The organism is Limnohabitans sp. (genome assembly GCF_046052825.1).
In the GTDB taxonomy this organism is placed as follows: domain Bacteria; phylum Pseudomonadota; class Gammaproteobacteria; order Burkholderiales; family Burkholderiaceae_C; genus Limnohabitans.
On sequence record NZ_JAVLFP010000080.1, the window covers coordinates 1 to 19,391 of the forward strand.

Sequence of the window (19,391 nt, forward strand, 5' to 3'; positions counted from 1 at the left end):
AGACAAACGAGGTGGCTTCGATCTTGGCGTAACCGCACAGGCTCAAGGCGTCGATCAAGGCCACTTTGGCGTCGGTGGCGATGAACTCGGGCTCGATCTGAAAGCCATCGCGGGTCACCACTTCGTTGAAAAAAATACGTGTCATGCGACGATGCCTTGGTCTTTGAGGGTTTGGATTTGTTCGGGCGTGAGGCCCATGTTGCTGAGCACCGCATCGGTGTCTTGGCCCAGTGCAGGTGCGTTGCGGCGGTGGCCACCCGGCGTGCGCGAGAGCTTGGGCACGATGCCCGGCACCGCCATGGACGTGCCGTCGTTCATCTCTACTTGCTGAATCATGCCGCGGGCTTGGTAGTGTGGGTCGGCGGCAATGTCGGCCACGGTGTAAATGCGCCCGGCTGGCACCGAGGCCGCGTCCAACACGGCCAGCACCTCGTCCACCGTGCGCTCGGCCGCCCAGGCCCCCAGGGCGGCGTCAATCTCGTCCACCCGCTGGACGCGGCCGGCGTTGTCGGCCAACGCGGGGTCTTGCCCCAAATCGTCGCGACCCACGGCATGCATCAGGCGCTTGTAAATGCTGTCGCCATTGCCCGCGATCAAGGCATAGCCCCCATCACGGCAGCGGTACGCATTGGTCGGTGCAATGCCAGGCAAGGCGCTGCCGGCGGGCCCACGCACAGCCCCAAACGCGCTGTACTCGGGCAGCAAACTCTCCATGCAGTTGAAGACCGCTTCGTACAAGGCCACATCAATCACCTGGCCCTGGCCGCTGCGTTGGCGCTCGTGCAGCGCCATCAAGATGCCAATCACGCCATGCAGCGAAGCCAAGGTGTCGCCCAAGCTGATGCCCACGCGCACTGGCACGCGACCGGGCTCGGCGGTGAGGTGACGCAAACCGCTCATGGCCTCGGCCACCACGCCAAAACCCGGCTTGTCGCGGTAAGGGCCGGTTTGTCCGTAGCCGCTGATGCGCAGCATGATCAAGCGCGGGTTGATGGCGTGCAAATCGTCGGGCCCCAAGCCCCAGCCTTCCATGGCGCCGGGACGGAAGTTTTCAATCAGCACATCGGCGTCGCGCACCAACTGGCGCACGATGTCTTGCGCTGGCGGCTGCTTCAAGTCCAGCGCCACCGAACGCTTGTTGCGCGACTGCACCTGCCACCACACCGAGGTGCCGTCTTTGAGCAAGCGCCATTTGCGCAAAGGGTCGCCGTTGCCAGGGGTTTCGATCTTGATCACCTCGGCGCCAAAGTCGGCCAAGGTTTTGGCGGCGAACGGGCCGGCAATCAACTGACCAAGTTCAATCACGCGCAGCCCGTTGAGCGGGCCTGTGGAAGGGGTAAATGTGTCGTGTGGCATAGGGCCAAGAGTGTGCCTCAAAGCGGCAGGCCAAGCAGGCAACGATGTGCCACACGTGACGCCCATGAACGCCGCTATTGCAACAGCCTTTTATCGACAAATAAGACTGATTTCGAATATTATCGATAAAACCAATTTTTGGATTCCCGTCTTCTTTCCGCCCGCTTTCAGCCTTTCTTTCAGGACCTTCCATGACGACAGACGCCACCCACGACAAGCTCTCCCTCTCGGTCACCGAAGCTGCCATGCGCAGTTTTGCCCCCGCCAGCAACCCCCGCTTGGGCGAAGTCATGGCCTTGTTGGTCAAGCACCTGCATGCCTTTGTGCAAGAGTCGCACCTGACCAAAGCCGAGTGGTTGCAAGGCCTGGAGTTTTTGACCGCCAGCGCCGCCATCACCGATGGCGAACGCAACGAGTTCAGCCTGATCTCCGACATCATGGGCATCTCGTCCATGGTCGACGTGGTGTCTCAACCCGTGGGCGGCACGCCCAGCAGCGTGTTGGGGCCTTTCCACAACCACGACTCCAAAGTCAAGCCCAATGGCAGCGACTTGACAGACGGCCAGCCTGGGGAACGCACCTGGTTCAAAGGCCGCGTGCTGGGCGTCGATGGCCAACCCATCCCCAACGCACAAATTGACTTTTGGCAAAACGCCGACAACGGCCTGTACCCCGCGCAAGACCCCGAGCAAGACCCGCACAACCTGCGCTGCAAGATTCAATGCGAAGCCGATGGCAGCTTCAACCTGCTCACCATCCGCCCCCACCCCTACACCGTGCCCACCGACGGCCCTGTGGGCGCACTGCTGCACGCCAGCAACCGTGGCATTTGGCGTCCAGCGCATTACCACGTGATCGTCAGCGCACCGGGCCATGTGGGCTTGGTGACCGAGTTGTTCCCAGAAGGCTCGGACTACATCGACAACGACACCGTGTTTGGCGTGCGCCCCGGCCTGGTGGTGCCTTTTGTGCCCTCCCACGACAAGGCAGTGGCCGAGCGCTTTGGCATCGAGACGCCGTTCTTGGAAGTCAACTTCGACTTCTGTCTGGTCAAAGCCAGCTGACACGCGACGCGCCTTCACCGACACAAACACCACGAGGAGACAGACATGGCCCAACTCACACACCGTTTGCACACCCTGGCACGCACCACCACCTGGACGAGCATCGGCTTGGCGGCTGTGTGCAGCGTGCTGAGCCTGAACGCATCGGCCCAAGCCGAGTGGCCCAAGGCCAAGCCTGTGACCTTGCTGGTGGCGTTTGCCCCAGGCGCCTCCACCGACATCGTGGCGCGCTCGCTGACCCAAAAGCTGTCCGAGATCACGGGCGGTAATTTCATCGTCGAAAACAAAGGCGGTGCGGGCGGCAACATTGCCACGGGCCAAGTCAAACGCGCGGCGCCCGATGGCTACACCGTGCTGGTCCACAGCGTGGCCTACGCCGTCAACCCCTCACTGTATGCCGACGCCGGCTACGACGCACTGAAAGACTTTGCGCCCTTGGCGCTGGGCCCCAAGACGCCCAACATCTTCACCGTCAACCCGAGCGTGTCGGCCAAAACCTTGCCCGAGTTGGTGGAAGAGGCGAAGAAGCACCCCATGAGCTATGCCTCGTCGGGCATTGGCACCACCACCCACTTGTCGATGGAGCGTTTGAAAACCGCCGCCAAGGTGGACATCACCCACGTGCCCTACCAGCCCGCAGCGGCCATCAACGCGGTGGTGGCCGGGCACACGCCCATGGCCAGCACCTCCATGCCGCCTGCCGTGCCCATGATCAAAGCAGGCAAGCTGCGCGCCCTGGCCGTGACCAGCGCCAGCCGCTCGCCGCTGTTGCCCGAGGTGCCCTCGATCACCGAGTTTGGCTACAAAGAGTTTGACGACTACACCTGGTTCGGCTTCTTCTTGCCTGCGGGCACGCCCCAAGCCGTGGTTGACAAGTTCAACGCCGCCCTCAACCGCGCGATGGAGTCGCAAGACGTCGTGGACAAATTCGCCCAGCTCGGCATGTCCAGCAGCCGCAACAGCGCGTCCGAATTTGGCAGCTTCTTGCGCGCCGAAGTGCCCAAGTGGGCCGCGGTGGTGAAGAGCTCTGGGGCGAAGGCCGACTGACACAGCAAGACAAGGCACACTTATACCTTTTCAGGTATATTTGACAACATGCCGCGCCAAGAAAAGCCACTTCGTTGGATAGGCAGCAGCCACAAAGATTTGATGGCGCTGCCGGTGGATGTCCGGCGATTTTTCGGTTTTGCTTTGTCTTTGGCGCAGTCTGGCGACAGACACGATGCGGCCAAAGTACTCAAAGGTTTTGGTGGTGGCGGTGTGTTGGAGGTGGTAGAAGACGACGCAGGAGGTACTTACCGCGCGGTCTACACCGTGAAATTTGTGGAGGCTGTGTTTGTGCTTCATTGCTTTCAGAAAAAAAGCAAACGTGGCATTGCCACCCCGAAAGAAGACATGGACATCATTCATGCCCGACTCAAAATCGCCGAGGCATGGGAAAAGGAATTCAACAAATGAAAACGCGACATATCCTTGGGGTGGAAGTCCTAGAAAGTACTGGCAATGTGTTTGCAGACCTTGGCCTGGCCGATGCAGAAAAGCTCAAGATCAAGACAGGTTTGGTCATTCAAATCAGAAAAGCCATGCGTGAACAAGCGTTAACCCAACAAGAGGCGGCCAAACGCATGGGCATCACCCAACCCAAAGTCTCCGACATGATGCGTGGCGATTTCAGCAACCTCTCCGAACGCAAACTCATGGACTGCCTGACACGACTCGGCTATGACGTTGAAATCAGCGTGCGCCCTGCAAAGTCCAGCATTGGCCACTTGGTGATGGCCGCTGTTTGAGGCTCACGACTGGCAACTGAACAAACCTAGAATGAAGGGGTGACCTCTCCCACCCTGCTCCACCGCTGTCGGCTCGCGCTGCTGCACACCCTTTGGGTGTTGTTGGCACTCGGGCCGTTTTTGCATGCGCATTACGGCAGCAGCAGTCGCACCGGGTTTCACATGGACGAGGTCAGCCAGGCGGTGTCGCACTTGCCGCATCTGGGACACACCACCGAGCTGAGTCAGGCGGATACGCCCGAGTCGCCCGCGCTGGGGGTGGCCACCTCGCACACGCGCGAAGTCAGCGACCCAGACCACAACCCCCTCAGCAGTTCCGCCGCTCACCCCGTACACCCAAACCCAGCGGACCCTGCCCCCCTGCTTGCCACAGTGTGGCAACACACGGCCCACACCCCACACACGCCCTATCGCGCAGGCCTGCCGCCACCGGCACTGGCGCCGCCCCTTCCCCACACACACGCTTAAATGCCTGTGTCACACCCATGAGGTCGAATGACCCGTGGTGGCGATCAGGCCGTCGCAAATTGCGACTTTGTTTGATTCATGGTTTGTTTGGAAGGAGTTGGGCATGTCCAATTCAATCGGTTCAAAAGTTCTTTCAGGTCTGACACTGTGCTGCTTTCTCGGCGCGGGCTTTGGCCACGCACAAACCCCGGCCACGCAGCCCAAGCTGCTGGCGCTGGACGCCAAGCAGCAAGCCGCACTCGGCGTGCAAGTGGCCACCCCTCAAGCAGCCTCAGCCGCTCAGCTGTTGGCCAGTGCCATGGTCAACACCTTGCCCGGCAAAGATGTGACGGTGTCAGCGCCCTACCCGGGCCAGTTGTCGCGCCTGTGGGTGGGCGTGGGGGACCGTGTCAAGGCCGGGGCCCCATTGGCCCAGTTCACCAGCCCGATGCTGGGCGAAGCACGCCGTCAATGGCAAGAGGCGCAGTTGGAATTGAAGAACGCCAACAGCGCGCTGCAACGCGACCAAGCCATGCTGGACGAGGGCATCATCCCCGCCGTGCGGGTGCAGCTCACACGCAGCAAGCAAGCAGCCGCACAAGCGCTGGTGCAAGCGCGCGAGGCCGAGCTGCGCGCAGCAGGCATCAGCGCCAACTCAGACCGTGACAACACAAGCACGGGCGGCTACGCCAGCGGCACCTTGACCGCACCGATTGGCGGCGTGGTGACCCAAGCGTTTGCGGCCGTGGGCCAACGGGTAGAGCCCGGTGCGGTGCTGTTCAAGCTGGCCGACGACAGCAGCTTGCAACTTGACATCCAACTCGCCAGCGACAAAGCGGCGCAATTGCAAGTGGGCGATGCAGTGAGCGTGCCCAGCCGCGAAGCACAGGCCAAGATCGTGGGCGTGAGCCGCGCGGTGGACGCCAGCCAACTGGCCAAAGCTCGGGCCGTGGTCACCCACCCTGGGCGCTTGCAAGTGGGCGAGGTGGTGGTCATCACCGTGCAAGCCAAAACACTGAGCCCGACGAGCAACGCCACGCGTTGGCTGTTGCCTGCGCGGGCGCTGACGCCTTGGAACAACCAGTCGCTGGTGTTTGTGCGTCAAAGCGCAGGCTTTACCGCGCAACCGGTGCGCGTGCTGTCGTCCAACGATGACATGGCCTTGGTCGAAGCCAACTGGCCCGCCAACGCGCAGGTGGCCATCAGCGGCATTGCCGCGCTGCGCGCCTTGCTGCAAAAGGACGAGTGATGTTTGAACACCTGATTCGCCTGAGCCTGCGTTACCGCAACCTCACGCTGGGCTTGGGGGTGGCTTTGTTGCTCGGCGGCTTGCAAGCGTGGCTGACCTTGCCCATTGACGCCTTCCCCGACATTTCGCCCACCCAGGCCAAGTTGATTTTGAAAATCCCAGGCATGACGCCGGAAGAAATTGAGCAACGTGTGGTCAAACCCGTGGAGCAAGAGCTGCTGAGCATTCCCAACAAACGGGTGGTGCGCTCGGTCTCCAAGTACGGCATTGCCGACATCACGATCGACTTTGACGAAGGCATCGACATTTACTGGGCGCGTCAGCAAGTGTCTGAACGCCTGAACAATGTGATGCGTGACTTGCCCGCCAGCGTGAGCGGCGGCTTGGCCCCCATCACCACGCCCTTGAGTGAGATGTTCATGTTCACGCTCGAAGGTGACGGCTTCAGCCTGGCCGAAAAACGCCGCGTGCTGGACTGGGTGATTCGCCCTGAGCTGCGCACCGTCACCGGTGTGGCCGAAGTCAACTCGCTGGGCGGCGAAGTGCAAACCCTGGAGGTGGTGCCCAACCCCGAGCGCATGGCCGCCCTGGGCGTGAGCATGGGTGACTTGCGCCAAGCGCTGCTGGCCAACAACAGCAACGACGGCGCGGGTCGATTGACGCTGGGCGACGAATCGCTGGTGGTGCGGGTGGTGGGTGCGGTGCGCTCGCTTGATGACTTGCGCACCGTGCGTCTGGCCACCGCCCACCCCAACTTGAAGGTGTATGTGGACGACGTGGCCACGGTGCGCCTAGGCGCCCTCACACGCTACGGCGCAGTGACCAAGAACGGCCAAGGCGAAGCCGTGCAAGGCTTGGTGTTGGGCATGCGCGGCGTGAACGCGCGCGAACTGGTTGAACAAGTCAGCGCCAAGCTCGACGAGTTACAACCCCGCCTGCCCCCCGGCATGCGGGTGCAGGTGTTTTACAACCGGGGCGAGTTGGTGTCGCGTGCAGCGGGCACGGTGACCCAGGCCTTGCTGGAAGCCTCGGTGCTGGTGTGCGTGACGCTGTATGTGTTCTTGGGTGGCTTGCGCGCCGCGCTGGTGGTGGCGGTGTCGCTGCCCTTGGCCTTGCTGTGCACCTTCATGCTCATGCATGCGTTTGGGCTGACCGCCAACCTGATGAGCCTGGGTGGCCTGGCCATTGCGCTGGGCATGCTGGTGGACGCGTCGGTGGTGGTGGTGGAGAACATCGAAACCGCGTTTGCGGCGCACAGCATGCACCACGGCTTGTCACGCACCGAGGTGCTGATGGGCGCGGTGCGCCAAGTGGTCAAACCGGTGGTGGCGGGCGTGTTGATCATCTGCGTGGTGTTTTTGCCGCTGCTGAGTTTGCAGGGGCTGGAAGGCAAGTTGTTCTCGCCGGTGGCGGTGACCATCATCTTGGCCCTGGCCGCGTCGCTGCTGATGGCCTTCACCGTCGTGGTGGCCTTGGCCTCTTGGCTGCTCAAAGAACAAGGCGCGCATGAGCCGCGTTTGATGCAGTGGATTCACCGTGGCTATGTGCGTGTGCGTGACCATGTGTGGCGCTACCCCACCTGGCTGTATGGCGCGTCGCTGGCATCGCTGGTGTTGGCCGCTGGCTTGTACAGCGTGATTGGCAAAACCTTCATGCCCACGATGGACGAGGGCGACATCATCGTGCAACTCCAAAAGTTGCCCTCGATTTCGCTCGAAGCCTCATTGGAGATGGACACCCGGGTGCAGCAAGCCATTTTGGCCAACGTGCCCGAAGTCAAAGCGGTGGTGGCCCGCACAGGCTCCGACGAGTTGGGGCTCGACCCGATGGGCTTGTACGAGACCGACACGTTTTTGGTGCTCAAGCCCAAGGGCGAATGGCGTGGCAACAAAGAAGACATCGTGGCCGAGTTGCGCACGGTGCTCGAAGGGTTTCCAGGGCTGGTGTACGGCTTCACGCAACCGATTGAAATGCGGGTTTCCGAAATGTTGACCGGCACACGCGGCGATGTGGCCATCAAGATTTTTGGCACCGACCTGGCCCAGTTGCAAGAAGCCGCACAACGCGTGGCCGAGGCCATGCGCACCATCCCCGGTGCGGGCGAAGTGATTGCCCCCAAGGGGGATGGTTTGCAGTACCTGTCGGTCGAGGTCAACCGCACGCTGGCGGGTCAAGCCGGCCTGAGCGTGGAGGCGGTGCAGCAAGCCTTGAAGAACCAAGTCGAGGGCGAAGCGCTGGGCTACGTGCTGCAAGATGGTGTGCGTGCGCCGCTCACGCTCAAAGGCAATGAGGCCGTGCGCCACAGCCCAGAGGCCTTCAAAAACCTGCGCCTGGTGGCCCCCAATGGCAGCAACTGGACCGCAGGCAGTTTGGCCACCATCGCGGTGGTGGATGGCCCGATTCGGGTGGACCACGAACAAAGCGCGCGCTTCACCACGGTGCAGGTGTCGGTGGACGGGCGCGACTTGGGCGGCTACGTGCAAGACGCACAAGCGGCTGTGGCCGCGTTGAACCTGCCCAAGCAATTGCGCGTGGTGTGGGGCGGTCAGTTTGAAAACCAGCAACGCGCTGCGGCACGTTTGGCTCTGGTGATACCGGCTGCGCTGGGTTTGATTTTTGCCATCTTGGTGTTCACCTTTGGGTCGGTGGTGCAGGCAGGCATTATTTTTATCAACATCCCGTTTGCCTTGGTCGGTGGGGTGGTGACGCTGGCCGTGTCGGGTGACTATTTGTCGGTACCTGCCTCGGTGGGCTTCATTGCGCTGCTGGGCATTGCGGTGCTCAACGGCGTGGTGATGGTGACGCACTTCAACGAGCGTTTGCTGGAAGGCGAAGACCTCGCCACCGTGGTGCGTCTGGGCTCTGAGCGGCGCTTGCGCCCGGTGTTGATGACAGCCGTGATCACCGCTCTTGGGATGATTCCGCTGTTGTTTGCCACGGGCCCAGGTTCGGAAATTCAACGGCCCTTGGCGGTGGTGGTGACCGGCGGTTTGCTGACCTCCACCCTGCTCACACTCCTGCTGTTGCCCAAAATTTTTGAACGCTTGGGCGCAGCCAACAGCCTGGGTGAAGCTTGGCGTGAGCTCACGGGCGGCGCCACGTCGCCGTCGCTTGCCCCGACAAGGAGACAGCCATGAAACATGTGTTTTGGTTCACCTGGCTGCTGTGCACGGCCTTGCATGCCAGCCCCGAGTTGGCTGCGTATTTGCCCGCTGAGGTGGCTGCAAAAGACGCACTCATCCAATCCCCACTGTTGCAACAAGCGCGTGCCCGCAAGCAAGCACTGGGCTTGCGCGCGCAAGCCATTGACGCAGGCAGCGCTGAGTTCAGCCTGCGCGCTTTGCAGCAGCGGCGCAGCCTCAACGCCACGGGTGAGCACTATGGCGAGACCAGCATCAGCCTAGAGCGGCCGGTGCGCTTGTGGGGCAAACGCGGCATCGACGCCGAGTTGGCGCAACAGACCCAAGCCTTGGCCGACATTGAGTACGCCGACGCCGTGCACGAAGCCAGCCGAGAGTTGCTCAAGCACTGGTTTGCTTACCTGCGCGCTGCCGCCACGCACGCCCATGCCAACCACACGCTTGGGTTGGCGCAAGCCCTGCACCGCTTGGCCAGCGTGCGTTTGAAGCACGGCGAAATTTCTCAGCTCGATGCGCAACTCGCGCTCGCCGAGTTGCAACGCACCCAAGCCGCTTGGCACGTCAGCCAAGCCGACATGCACAGCGCCGCAGCAGCGCTGCAACGCCGCTACCCCAGCCTGCCCTTGCCTGTGGGCCTTGATGCACAGCGCGGCCTGGGTGGCGGTGTGCCTGCGGCGCTTGACAACCCCACCGAGCTTCAAGCGGCATTTTTGCAAACCAACCACGAGCTCAACATGCTGCGCATCGATGCGCAACGCTTGCGTTTGCAGGCCCAACGCATTGACCGCGACCGTTGGCCCGACCCCACGGTGGGCATCTTCAGCGCGCGTGACCGCGCCGGCGCCGAACAGGTCACAGGCGTGAGCGTGGCCATTGCCTTGGCTGGCGACGCGCGCCGCTACCAGGGCCTTGCCGCGCTGGCAGAGGCCCAAGCGGCCGACGACAAGGTGGCAGCGATGCAGCGCCTGTTGAGCGCGGCCTTTGATGCCACCTTGGCCCAGTACGACCACAAACGCTTGGCTGCGGCGCAATGGCAATGGGCCGCACAGGCGCAAACCTTGGCGGCAAATAAGTCGCGTACCGCCTTCACGCTGGGCGAGCACAGCATGTCGGAGGTGCTCACCATCGCCCGCGTGGCCCATGACCACCGACTGGCCGCCGATCTGATGGGGCTAGAAGTCATCGAATTGCTGGCCAGTGTGCGCTTGGACTTGCATCAGATGTGGGACTTTGACGATTGAAGGCCTCACGCACTGGCCAGATACAAAGCGGTCACACGCCACTCGTACCATATTGGGTTGTATGCAACCCAAGAAAGTTTCCATGACCACCAGCACCCAAGCTTTGAACGTTTTGTTTTTGTGCACCCACAACTCGGCCCGCAGCATCTTGGCCGAGGCCTTGCTCAACCACATGGGCCAGGGGCGCTTCAAGGCCTACTCGGCAGGCTCCAGCCCGCGCGAGAACCAGCAACCGCATCCGCTGGGGTTGCAAGTGCTGGCACATGCAGGCGTGGCCACCGAAGGCTTGCACAGCAAAACCTGGGACGAGTTCGCTGGGGCCGATGCGCCGCACATGGACTTGATCATCACCGTCTGCGACAACGCCGCAGGCGAGGTGTGCCCTGTGTGGCCGGGTCACCCCGCCACCGCCCACTGGGGCTACCCTGACCCGTCTGAAGGCGACAAGAACGAAGAAGACAAACTCGAAGCCTTTCGCCACACGCTGCATGCGATCCAACGCCGACTGAGTCTGCTGATCAACCTTCCCGCCGACAAACTGGCACACGCAGTGCTTGAAACCAGCGCCCGCGCTTTGAGCTCGGTATGAATATTTTTGAACGCTTCCTCACCGTATGGGTGTTTTTGTGCATCGTGGTGGGCATTGCCTTGGGGCAATGGTTGCCTGAGGTCTTTCAAGCCATCGGCCACTTGGAAGTGGCCCAAGTCAACTTGCCTGTGGGCCTGCTGATTTGGGTGATGGTCATTCCGATGTTGATGAAGGTGGACTTCTCGGCCCTGGGCCAAGTGCGCCAGCACATCAAAGGCATTGGGGTCACGCTGTTGGTCAACTGGTTGGTCAAACCTTTCTCGATGGCATTTTTGGCTTGGTTGTTCATCCGCACTTTATTTGCCCCATGGTTGCCCGCCGACCAACTCGACAGCTACATCGCAGGTTTGATTTTGTTGGCGGCAGCACCCTGCACGGCGATGGTGTTTGTGTGGAGTCGGTTGACCCACGGTGACCCCTTGTTCACCTTGTCACAGGTGGCTTTGAACGACAGCATCATGGTGGTGGCCTTTGCACCGCTGGTGGCGTTTTTGTTGGGTTTATCGGCCATCAGCGTCCCGTGGGACACCCTGCTGACCTCGGTGGTGCTGTACATCGTGATCCCCGTGGCGCTGGCGCAGTGGTGGCGCAAAGCCTTGTTGACGCGCAGCCAAGCACATTTTGAGCACGCGGTGGCTCGCATTGGCCCTTGGTCGATCGGCGCTTTGCTGGCCACCTTGGTGCTGCTGTTTGCGTTTCAAGGCGAGGCCATCTTGGCCCAACCCTTGGTGATTGCCTTGCTGGCAGTGCCCATCTTGATTCAGGTGATCTTCAATTCGGCCCTGGCCTACGGCTTGAACCGGGCCTTGGGCGAGAAGCACAACATCGCCTGCCCATCGGCCCTGATCGGTGCGTCTAACTTTTTCGAGTTGGCGGTGGCCGCAGCCATCAGCTTGTTTGGCTTTCACTCCGGTGCCGCGCTGGCCACCGTGGTGGGGGTGTTGATTGAAGTGCCGGTGATGCTGCTGGTCGTGGCCGTGGTGAACCGCAGCAAAGGCTGGTACGAACGGGGCTAACCCATCATGGTCTGCATGCCACAGACCCATTGCGCGCCCCACCATGCCATGGAATGAGCCCTGGCAAGGCCTGCTCACCGCCTTGGGCTTGGTGGTGGCAGGCTTGCTGGCCTTCATGGCTGCCGTCTTGACCACCATGGGGTGGGGTCCATGATCTGAGTCCAACTCTCCGTTGGCCATCAGTTCCCATTCACGATGATGGGTTGAATGGCAAACACATTCGGAGTGGCAGTATCGACCGTCACCTTGACCCAATGGTTCGACGGACTGCCAAAGGTTTGAACGCGAGTGAAATTTTTCAACAACTTGTTGGGTGAGTACAAGGGCTTGTCGACTTTGAAAAAATGGTCGTCGCCATGCACCAACAGCACTTGTCCACCAAAGCCTTCGGTTTGTGCAACCAAGGCGGACATCCACTTGCGATAGCCGGAATACTCCGGCAAGGTCGTTTCATCCAAGGGCCATGTCTCAGACAAATCAAAACCCGGATTGGCTTGGATCACCACCACCAGTCCTTTGGCTGCTTGCGATTTAGCCTTGGCGAAAGCATCCTTGAGCCATTCGATATTCGCAACATCGCGCTCTGAAAATTCTGTATTTGCAGCATCACACTCGACTTGGGTTCTGACACTTTGATCTGTGCATGCTTGCGCAGTCTTGACCCAGTTGTTGTTGCTACCCGGCACATTCAGCCCAACAAACACGATGTTTTGGTAGGTGAAACGGGTATTTTCAGAAAACTTATCGGCTGCTTTTCCTTGCTGCTCAAGCGCAAGCGTTTGTTGCCCAAGGCTCATGGGTTGTGAAAAAAAGGTCTTGCGAATCAGCGTCAAACGCTCAAGGGGGTCAAAGCCACCGTTGTTGATGCGGTGGCAGTCGGTCCACTCGTTGTCCCCAGGCACATAGACCAAGGGGCGGCGCATGGCGTTGAAGGTCTTCAGCGTCTGGGTGTACAGACTGTCATTGCATACCGAGCTGCCGTCTTTGAAATCACCATCAAAGATAGAGAACGAGACATCGGCCGCGTTGATGCTATCGATCACTGCTTGGGTTTGTCGTGCGTCGTTGTTTCGGGCGTAGGGCATATCGCCCCACAAGCCAAACGAAAAGTCGACTGCGTTGGCCGTGCATGACACGCACAGAAAAATGAAAGTCCAAATCAATTTGATCATGATGTTGTGCTCGTTTTAAACAATTGTTTGTTTGGTGTTTGGCAACTGCATGACACCCATGCGTATTAAAAAATTCACAAATTTGTCCTGCCAGTGACATATTTTTCAAGTCCACTCAGGGCATGAGAATTCATGAAAATTTACCCACACAAACCAGGTCCAGATGGAGTTTTTGCTTGGGTGTCGTGAATGTTGCAACAGCTTTGTTCCCCATCTTGAGTTTGCTAGGAACGCTTGCTGTGATGGATCTCGGTTTATCCCTGCTACCGCCGCTAAGCATCGTGACATCGACAAGGATTGACCCATCCATCCAAGGGATCTTGATGATGGTGTTTGGGTTTTTGATAGTTTCAATGGGCTTGATGGTTTTCAAAAAATTCAACGCCCTGTCACTCATCGCAGAACGTCGCTTGATGTCATTCAAGCAGGGCCTCACGGAGCGACACGTCGCAACAATGCCTCGCCCATGCGAATCCTCTCCCCATTGATCACGCCTTCGGCCAATTCATAACCCGGCGGCACGAACATCAAAATGGTGGAGCCGTGTTCGAACCACCCCATCTCTTGGCCCTTGACATACTGGGCATCGCAGGGGATCTCGTTCGGGCCTGGGTAGCGCAAATTCAACAACACGTCGAGCGCATGGAACCGCATGCTGGCAACCAACACAGCGGCCACAGGAACCACGAAAAACGGCAGGCCATCGCGGCTTGTCATCTGCAACACCGCACGTTCGTTTTTACAAAATAAGGCTTGGACGCGTTTCAAGGCGATGGGGTTGACGTTCCAGGTGTCACCCGAGATGTAGGTCACGTGGCTCAGATGCGCATCACACGGCGCATGGAAGCGGTGGTACATGCTGCTGGTCAAGCGCAGCGTGATGAAGGTGCCCCCCTCTAACTGGTTAGACCAACGCTGCACCAACTCTGGGGCGCTCAACAACGCATCCAAGGTGTACGGAAAACCTTTGGCTTGGTAGACGACGCCGTCGCGTATCTCGCCACAAGCACCGACGATGGCGTCGCAAGGCGAACTCATCACGTCAGCATCGGTGTTGATGGGTCGAAGCCCGGGTTTCAACTCGCGCGTGAAACACGCATGAATGCTTTTGAATTGCTGGTGCTTGGATTCGCTCAGGTCCAAATCACTGAACCAACGCCACACGGCCAGTGAACCTTTCACGATCCAAGGGTGCTCTAGCTGGCTCCACCACCCCATGAAGCGGGTCAGGGTGATGCGCGGGATGCGGTTGGTGAGCAAAAAGTTGAGGTCTTCTTGCCACAACCAGTCGTTGAATTTACTTCGAATCTTCATCATCTTGTCACTTAAATTTAATACAAAGGCGTATCTCTACAACTTGGGAAAAGACTGTGAACACCACTTGGATGAGTTTGGGCGCTTTGGCGACGTTGGCGCCGTCTGTGTATCGACGGCTTCAACTGTCACGGGCCAAGCACCGTTCATTGGCAGGGCACTCACGCATGGCTAAACGATTGGCCCGCATGCTGCCCGGCTACCATTTTGACGAACAAGCGTTCTTTAAATGTGACAACGCCCCGATTGAGATTGAAAATCTTCGCAAACAAGGTTTTTTCAAACTCGCAGACTTGCTGACTTCACGTCACCCCTTGAGCATTGCAGCCTCTGCCGAGGCCAGAGAACACATCTCGGACATGCAATTCATCTCCGCTTACCGAGTGCCGTTTCAGTTCAGCCCTTTGGTGCAAGCGCACCTCAAGGTGGGCTCGTTCCTCGCATCATCGTCAGGCGTGTGCGTCACCGACTTGGACGGCCAGTCGTTTTACGACCTCACCGGCTCCTATGGCGTGAATGTGTTTGGCGCCGATTTTTATAAAAAAACCATGGCCGAAGGCATGGCCAAAACCCAAGTCTTGGGGCCCGTGCTCGGGGCCTACCACCCCTGTGTCACCGCCAATGCCGAACGGCTTAAAAGAATATCAGGCATGGATGAGGTCTCGTTCCACATGTCGGGCACCGAGGCGGTGATGCAAGCGGTTCGCTTGGCCCGCTACCACACCCGGCGCAAAAACATCGTGCGCTTTTGTGGTTCCTACCACGGCTGGTGGGAAGATGTTCAGCCCGGCCCTGGCAACCCCATGCCTCCGCGCGAGACCTACACCTTGAGTGACATGAGTGAGCACAGTCTGGAGGTGTTGCGCACACGCAAGGACATTGCTTGCGTGCTGGTCAACCCCTTGCAGGCGCTGCATCCCAACGTCAACGCGCCTGGCGACACCACCTTGATCGACAGCAGCCGCAAAGCCGCCTATGACCGTCCGGCCTACACACAGTGGCTGAAAAAACTCCGCCAGGTCTGCACAGACAGCGGCATTGTGTTGATCTTTGACGAAGTGTTTTTAGGTTTCAGATTGGCAGCTGGCGGAGCGCAAGCCTATTTCGGTGTGCAGGCCGACATGGTCACTTACGGCAAAACACTGGGGGGCGGTTTTCCGGTCGGCGTGGTGTGCGGTAAAAAACAATGGATGAAACGTTTTCACACCGATCGTCCAGCAGACATTTGCTTTGCACGAGGCACCTTCAAAGAGCACCCCGGTGTGATGGGTGCCATGTCGGCGTTCCTGGACCAATTGGAAACGCCTGAGATCCAAGCCATCTACGAAGGCTTGGATGACCGCTGGGATGCGCGACGCAAACGCTTCAACGACACCATGGCCGCCCATGGCCTGCCAGTTCAAGCGGCCAACATGTCGAGCGTGTGGACACTGTTCTACACAGAGCCCAGCCGATACAACTGGATGTTCCAGTACTACCTCAGAACCCACGGGCTGGCATTGAGTTGGGTGGGCACGGGTCGCTTGATTTTCAGCCTGAACTACAGCGATGCTGACTTTGAAGCTGTATTGCAGAAATTTGTGCAAGCTGCCCAAGAAATGAAAGCCGATGGCTGGTGGTGGCAGTCGCCCATGCTGACCAACAAAGGCATTCGCCGCAGCATCTTGAAAGAAACTTTCTTTCGGTAATTGAAAAGGGGTTCGGGTCTCAGACCCGAACCCCCTTTGCTCAGCCGGATTCAACAGATCAGTGGCTGGCGTTTAAAAAGTCTTGGTCAAAGCGCTGACCACGCACCAATTGAAATGGTGCCTTGTGGTAGAGGTAAATGTCATGGAAGGGGTCGGTCAAAATCTTGGTCATCCACACCAAACCTGTTTGCGTGTCTTTGATGAAACACAGGTGGATGGTTCTGAACACCAAACCCCCAACGCCGAGAAACAACCACGAATAGCCCACTGCGTGGAGGAATTCAACCATGTTGTCGTAGGTTGGCACCACATCAAATTGGCCTGGGAAATAGTAAATCACCAATGGCAATAAAACCCAAATGCTGAGCAGCACCGCTTTGCGGCGCAAGTTGTAGCCCACCTTGATTTCTTCTTTGAAGTCGTTGCTTGCGTCGTTGACGTGGTCATAGCCCAGCGGCTCAAAAAAGAAGTGCCCTGATTGGCGTGCCACCATGGACACCATCCAGGCCAGCAAAGCCGCCCAAGCGGGGTCGACCAGCAGCAAGCCATAAGAAATCAAAAAACAAATCGCACTGAGCAAGTGCAAGGATTGGTTGATGCGGCAATGGTGGTAGTAACGGTGATCATCCCAGCGCTGAATACGCAATGCTTCAAAAAAGTTGTTCACGTTGTGTCCTCACAGGTTGTAAAACGTTTCAATCATGGGTTTTTTGTGTGAAAAATTGGTGACAAAGCAAATGACACACTGCTGAAATTAAAAAGATATTTTTGTCACGAAGTTGTTAAATTCCTCAGCAACCATTGACTGTATGGAAGCCACCAGCAACAACCCCATCACCGTTGAACTTTTTGAACCGGCTCAACGCTCTCTCAGAGTTGCAGTTGTGACTGAAACATGGCCTCCGGAAGTCAACGGTGTTGCAGTCACCTTGTCCAAGCTGATCCATCACTTGGGTCAACGCCACCACACCATCCAGTTGATTCGTCCACGCCAAAACAAAACCGACAAAGGCTATGAAGAGACAGGCTGGTCGGAACTTCTGTTGCGTGGACTGCCTATTCCCCGGTATCCCCAACTCAAACTCGGATTGCCCAGCAAAAAAGAACTGATCAAGGCTTGGAGCACACGACGCCCTGACTTGGTCCACATTGCCACCGAAGGTCCCCTGAGCTGGTCTGCCCTGCAAGCGGCCCACACATTGAGGCTGCCTGTCACTTCAGACTTTCGCACCAATTTTCACAGCTACTGCCAACATTATGGCGTAGGCTGGTTGACCAAGCCCATCATGGCTTACTTGAAAAAGTTCCACAACCGTACGGCCTTCACCATGGTGCCCACCCAAGCCATGAAGTACCAACTGGAAGCTTTGGGCTTTAAGAATTTGAAAGTGGTGGCACGTGGCGTAGACACCCAATTTTTTCACCCCAACCAACGCGACGAAGCCTTGCGTCAAAGCTGGGGCGTCAAGCCCGAGACCCTGGTGATGCTGTCAGTTGGCCGATTGGCGGCAGAAAAAAATCTCGACCTCACCATTGAAACCTACCAAGCCCTGAGAGCGGCTGGCCGCAATGTGCAGATGGTCTTTGCTGGGGATGGCCCCATGCGCGCTGCCACCCAAGCCAAATGCCCAGAGGCCCTGTTTGTTGGCATGTGCACCCACCAACAACTCACCAAAGTCTATGCCTCGGCAGACCTTGTGTTGTTTTCCAGTCTGACCGAAACCTTTGGCAACGTGACCTTGGAGTCTCTGGCCAGTGGCACACCTGTTTTAGCCTTTGACTGTGCAGCGGCGGGTGAGTTCATCACCCACAAAAAAAATGGCTGGCTCGCCGACTGCGATGACCCCAAAGCCTACATCCAATGTGCGCTTGACGTCACACAGGACACCTTCACACTCGCGCAGGCGCGAGAGCACGCGCGTGTCAGCGTCGAACACCTGGGTTGGGACGAAATTGCAGCGCAAGTCGAGACAATTTTTCAGCGCGCCATCGATCTCGCTTAAGCCTTCACAGAGCGCCGCGCAGGCACACGCCATTGGCGCCACAACAGCAAACACAGCGGAGCGATCGCTGCAACCAACAGTGTGGCCATCAACAGCATGATCAATGCCAGTGACACCCCATAGGCCAACAAGGCGCTGTAAGCGGCCAACATCAACAGCACGCACAGGTTTTCATTGAAGCCTTGCACGGCAATCGAACGGCCGGCACTCAGCACCTGCATGCCGCGGTGTTGAAGCAGCGCATTCATGGGCACCAGCAACATGCCGCCCGAAAACCCCACACACAACAGCAAACCGATGGCCCAACCAGGCTCAGAAATCACCACAATCACAGGCAGCAACACCGCCAACAGCAATCCCCAAGGCAGGGCTTGACGCGCTGAGTGCAACTTGAATCGACGACCTGCCACAAACGCACCCAGAATCACACCCACCGCCACCAAGGCCTGCAAATAGGCGCCTGACTTCAGCGTCAGACCTAAGGTTTGTTGCGCCCACAGCAGCACCGCAAACTGCATGACAGCGCCAACGCCCCAATACAGCGTGGTGACATACAAAGACATGCCCCCCAAGGGGTCACGCCAGAGCTGTTGGTTGGACTTCCAAAACGTGGCAAAGCTGATGCTGCGAAGCGACAAGGGCACCAGGGTCACCGGTTTGGCCATGGGCTTGAGACCGAAATTCAACACGGCAGCGACCAGGTAGATGCCAATGATCAAGGCCATCGACGGCCCCGCGTCGGTCTGCACCCCAAGTACCGTGCTCCGTGCCACGTTCTGCGCACTTGCGCTCTCCCCCCAGGACTGAGCAAGACCCGTCAAAGCGCCGCCCAATGCAATGCCAAAAATCACCGACAGCACCACCGACACCTCTAACCAGGCATTGGCACGAACCAACAACCGAGGCGGGACAGATTCGGTGACCAGACCGTACTTAGAGGGGGCATAAACAGAAGCACCCAACCCAATGATGGCAAAGGCAAACACAGGATGAGCCCCTGAGAGCAGCACCACGACCCCCAACATCTTGAGTGCGTTCATCCAAGCCATCAGCTGGTTTTTTTTGAAGGCATCGGCCAAAGGTCCCACCACACATGCCAGCAGCACATAGGCCAAAGTCAACGAGAACTTCAACAAGGGCGCCCACCAACCCGGGTAGCCCTGCTCTGTTAAAAAATAAATTCCTAAGATGAGCAGCGCATTGTCTGCAAGCGCTGAGGCGAACTGGGCACCGATCAGGTAGTAAAAGCCTTTAGGCATCAACTTCTTTCATTGTTGGATGATGTTGGCACATCGCAGTGAAAGAAATAAGACAAAATGAAG

Annotated in this window: 18 protein-coding genes and 1 pseudogene; 12 read left to right on the forward strand and 7 right to left on the reverse strand. The window is 58.5% G+C overall.

The window, feature by feature from the left end:
* Both ACKWJN_RS13265 and ACKWJN_RS13270 read right to left on the reverse strand, forming a co-directional pair.
* Positions 1 to 145 (reverse strand): annotated as a pseudogene (locus tag ACKWJN_RS13265) (hydroxymethylglutaryl-CoA lyase); the annotation flags it as partial.
* A complete protein-coding gene (locus ACKWJN_RS13270; RefSeq protein ID WP_408597634.1) occupies positions 142 to 1,356 on the reverse strand; it encodes a CaiB/BaiF CoA transferase family protein in 1,215 nt (404 codons plus the stop codon). The pseudogene ACKWJN_RS13265 and the gene ACKWJN_RS13270, both read right to left, overlap by 4 nt.
* 191 nt (positions 1,357 to 1,547) lie before the next feature.
* Between ACKWJN_RS13270 and ACKWJN_RS13275 the strand changes: the two genes are divergently transcribed.
* The 10 genes from ACKWJN_RS13275 to arsB all read left to right on the forward strand — a co-directional run bounded on the left by ACKWJN_RS13275 (position 1,548) and on the right by arsB (position 11,892).
* Positions 1,548 to 2,420: a dioxygenase gene (locus ACKWJN_RS13275; protein ID WP_408597636.1), complete on the forward strand. Its 873-nt coding sequence runs from the start codon at positions 1,548 to 1,550 to the stop codon at positions 2,418 to 2,420.
* Positions 2,421 to 2,465: 45 nt separating this feature from the next.
* Positions 2,466 to 3,467 (forward strand): Bug family tripartite tricarboxylate transporter substrate binding protein, encoded by a 1,002-nt coding sequence (locus tag ACKWJN_RS13280; protein WP_408597638.1) that lies wholly within the window; start codon positions 2,466 to 2,468, stop codon positions 3,465 to 3,467.
* A 48-nt stretch (positions 3,468 to 3,515) separates the two neighbouring features.
* A complete protein-coding gene (locus ACKWJN_RS13285) occupies positions 3,516 to 3,878 on the forward strand; it encodes a type II toxin-antitoxin system RelE/ParE family toxin (protein ID WP_408597640.1) in 363 nt (120 codons plus the stop codon).
* Complete coding sequence (locus tag ACKWJN_RS13290; protein WP_408597642.1) at positions 3,875 to 4,210, forward strand: helix-turn-helix domain-containing protein; 336 nt, start codon at positions 3,875 to 3,877, stop codon at positions 4,208 to 4,210. Before ACKWJN_RS13285 ends, ACKWJN_RS13290 begins: the two co-directional genes overlap by 4 nt.
* Before the next feature lie 39 nt (positions 4,211 to 4,249).
* Complete coding sequence (locus tag ACKWJN_RS13295) at positions 4,250 to 4,678, forward strand: hypothetical protein (protein WP_408597643.1); 429 nt, start codon at positions 4,250 to 4,252, stop codon at positions 4,676 to 4,678.
* 103 nt (positions 4,679 to 4,781) lie between these two features.
* A complete protein-coding gene (locus ACKWJN_RS13300) occupies positions 4,782 to 5,906 on the forward strand; it encodes an efflux RND transporter periplasmic adaptor subunit (protein WP_408597644.1) in 1,125 nt (374 codons plus the stop codon).
* A complete protein-coding gene (locus ACKWJN_RS13305; RefSeq protein WP_408597646.1) occupies positions 5,906 to 9,043 on the forward strand; it encodes an efflux RND transporter permease subunit in 3,138 nt (1,045 codons plus the stop codon). The genes ACKWJN_RS13300 and ACKWJN_RS13305 overlap by 1 nt, the downstream gene beginning before the upstream one ends.
* Positions 9,040 to 10,287 (forward strand): TolC family protein, encoded by a 1,248-nt coding sequence (locus ACKWJN_RS13310; RefSeq protein ID WP_408597647.1) that lies wholly within the window; start codon positions 9,040 to 9,042, stop codon positions 10,285 to 10,287. Before ACKWJN_RS13305 ends, ACKWJN_RS13310 begins: the two co-directional genes overlap by 4 nt.
* Positions 10,288 to 10,369: 82 nt before the next feature.
* A complete protein-coding gene (locus tag ACKWJN_RS13315; RefSeq protein WP_408597649.1) occupies positions 10,370 to 10,876 on the forward strand; it encodes an arsenate reductase ArsC in 507 nt (168 codons plus the stop codon).
* Positions 10,873 to 11,892 (forward strand): ACR3 family arsenite efflux transporter, encoded by a 1,020-nt coding sequence (gene arsB, locus ACKWJN_RS13320; protein WP_408597650.1) that lies wholly within the window; start codon positions 10,873 to 10,875, stop codon positions 11,890 to 11,892. Before ACKWJN_RS13315 ends, arsB begins: the two co-directional genes overlap by 4 nt.
* Before the next feature lie 179 nt (positions 11,893 to 12,071).
* Here the strand turns inward: arsB and ACKWJN_RS13325 are convergent, their stop codons facing one another.
* The 3 genes from ACKWJN_RS13325 to asd all read right to left on the reverse strand — a co-directional run bounded on the left by ACKWJN_RS13325 (position 12,072) and on the right by asd (position 14,378).
* Positions 12,072 to 13,064 (reverse strand): hypothetical protein, encoded by a 993-nt coding sequence (locus tag ACKWJN_RS13325; protein WP_408597652.1) that lies wholly within the window; start codon positions 13,062 to 13,064, stop codon positions 12,072 to 12,074.
* A gap of 130 nt (positions 13,065 to 13,194) precedes the next feature.
* Positions 13,195 to 13,488, reverse strand: coding sequence for a hypothetical protein (locus ACKWJN_RS13330; RefSeq protein ID WP_408597654.1), 294 nt, complete (start codon positions 13,486 to 13,488; stop codon positions 13,195 to 13,197).
* Between the two features lie 8 nt (positions 13,489 to 13,496).
* Entirely contained in the window at positions 13,497 to 14,378 is an 882-nt protein-coding gene (gene asd, locus ACKWJN_RS13335; protein WP_408597656.1) for an archaetidylserine decarboxylase, read from the reverse strand.
* A gap of 167 nt (positions 14,379 to 14,545) precedes the next feature.
* On the opposite strand from asd, the gene ACKWJN_RS13340 reads away from it, so the two are divergent.
* The gene (locus ACKWJN_RS13340; RefSeq protein WP_408597658.1) at positions 14,546 to 16,066 is read left to right on the forward strand and encodes an aminotransferase class III-fold pyridoxal phosphate-dependent enzyme; all 1,521 of its coding nucleotides are present in this window, start codon (positions 14,546 to 14,548) and stop codon (positions 16,064 to 16,066) included.
* A 58-nt stretch (positions 16,067 to 16,124) separates the two neighbouring features.
* Here ACKWJN_RS13340 and ACKWJN_RS13345 read toward each other — a convergent pair whose 3' ends face one another.
* Positions 16,125 to 16,733, reverse strand: a complete 609-nt coding sequence (locus ACKWJN_RS13345) for a hypothetical protein (protein WP_408597659.1) — start codon at positions 16,731 to 16,733, stop codon at positions 16,125 to 16,127.
* 217 nt (positions 16,734 to 16,950) lie between these two features.
* Between ACKWJN_RS13345 and ACKWJN_RS13350 the strand changes: the two genes are divergently transcribed.
* Positions 16,951 to 18,069, forward strand: coding sequence for a glycosyltransferase family 4 protein (locus ACKWJN_RS13350; RefSeq protein WP_408597661.1), 1,119 nt, complete (start codon positions 16,951 to 16,953; stop codon positions 18,067 to 18,069).
* Here the strand turns inward: ACKWJN_RS13350 and lplT are convergent.
* A complete protein-coding gene (gene lplT, locus ACKWJN_RS13355; RefSeq protein ID WP_408597662.1) occupies positions 18,066 to 19,328 on the reverse strand; it encodes a lysophospholipid transporter LplT in 1,263 nt (420 codons plus the stop codon). The two genes, ACKWJN_RS13350 and lplT, sit on opposite strands and share 4 nt — an antisense overlap.
* Positions 19,329 to 19,391 lie beyond the last annotated feature (63 nt).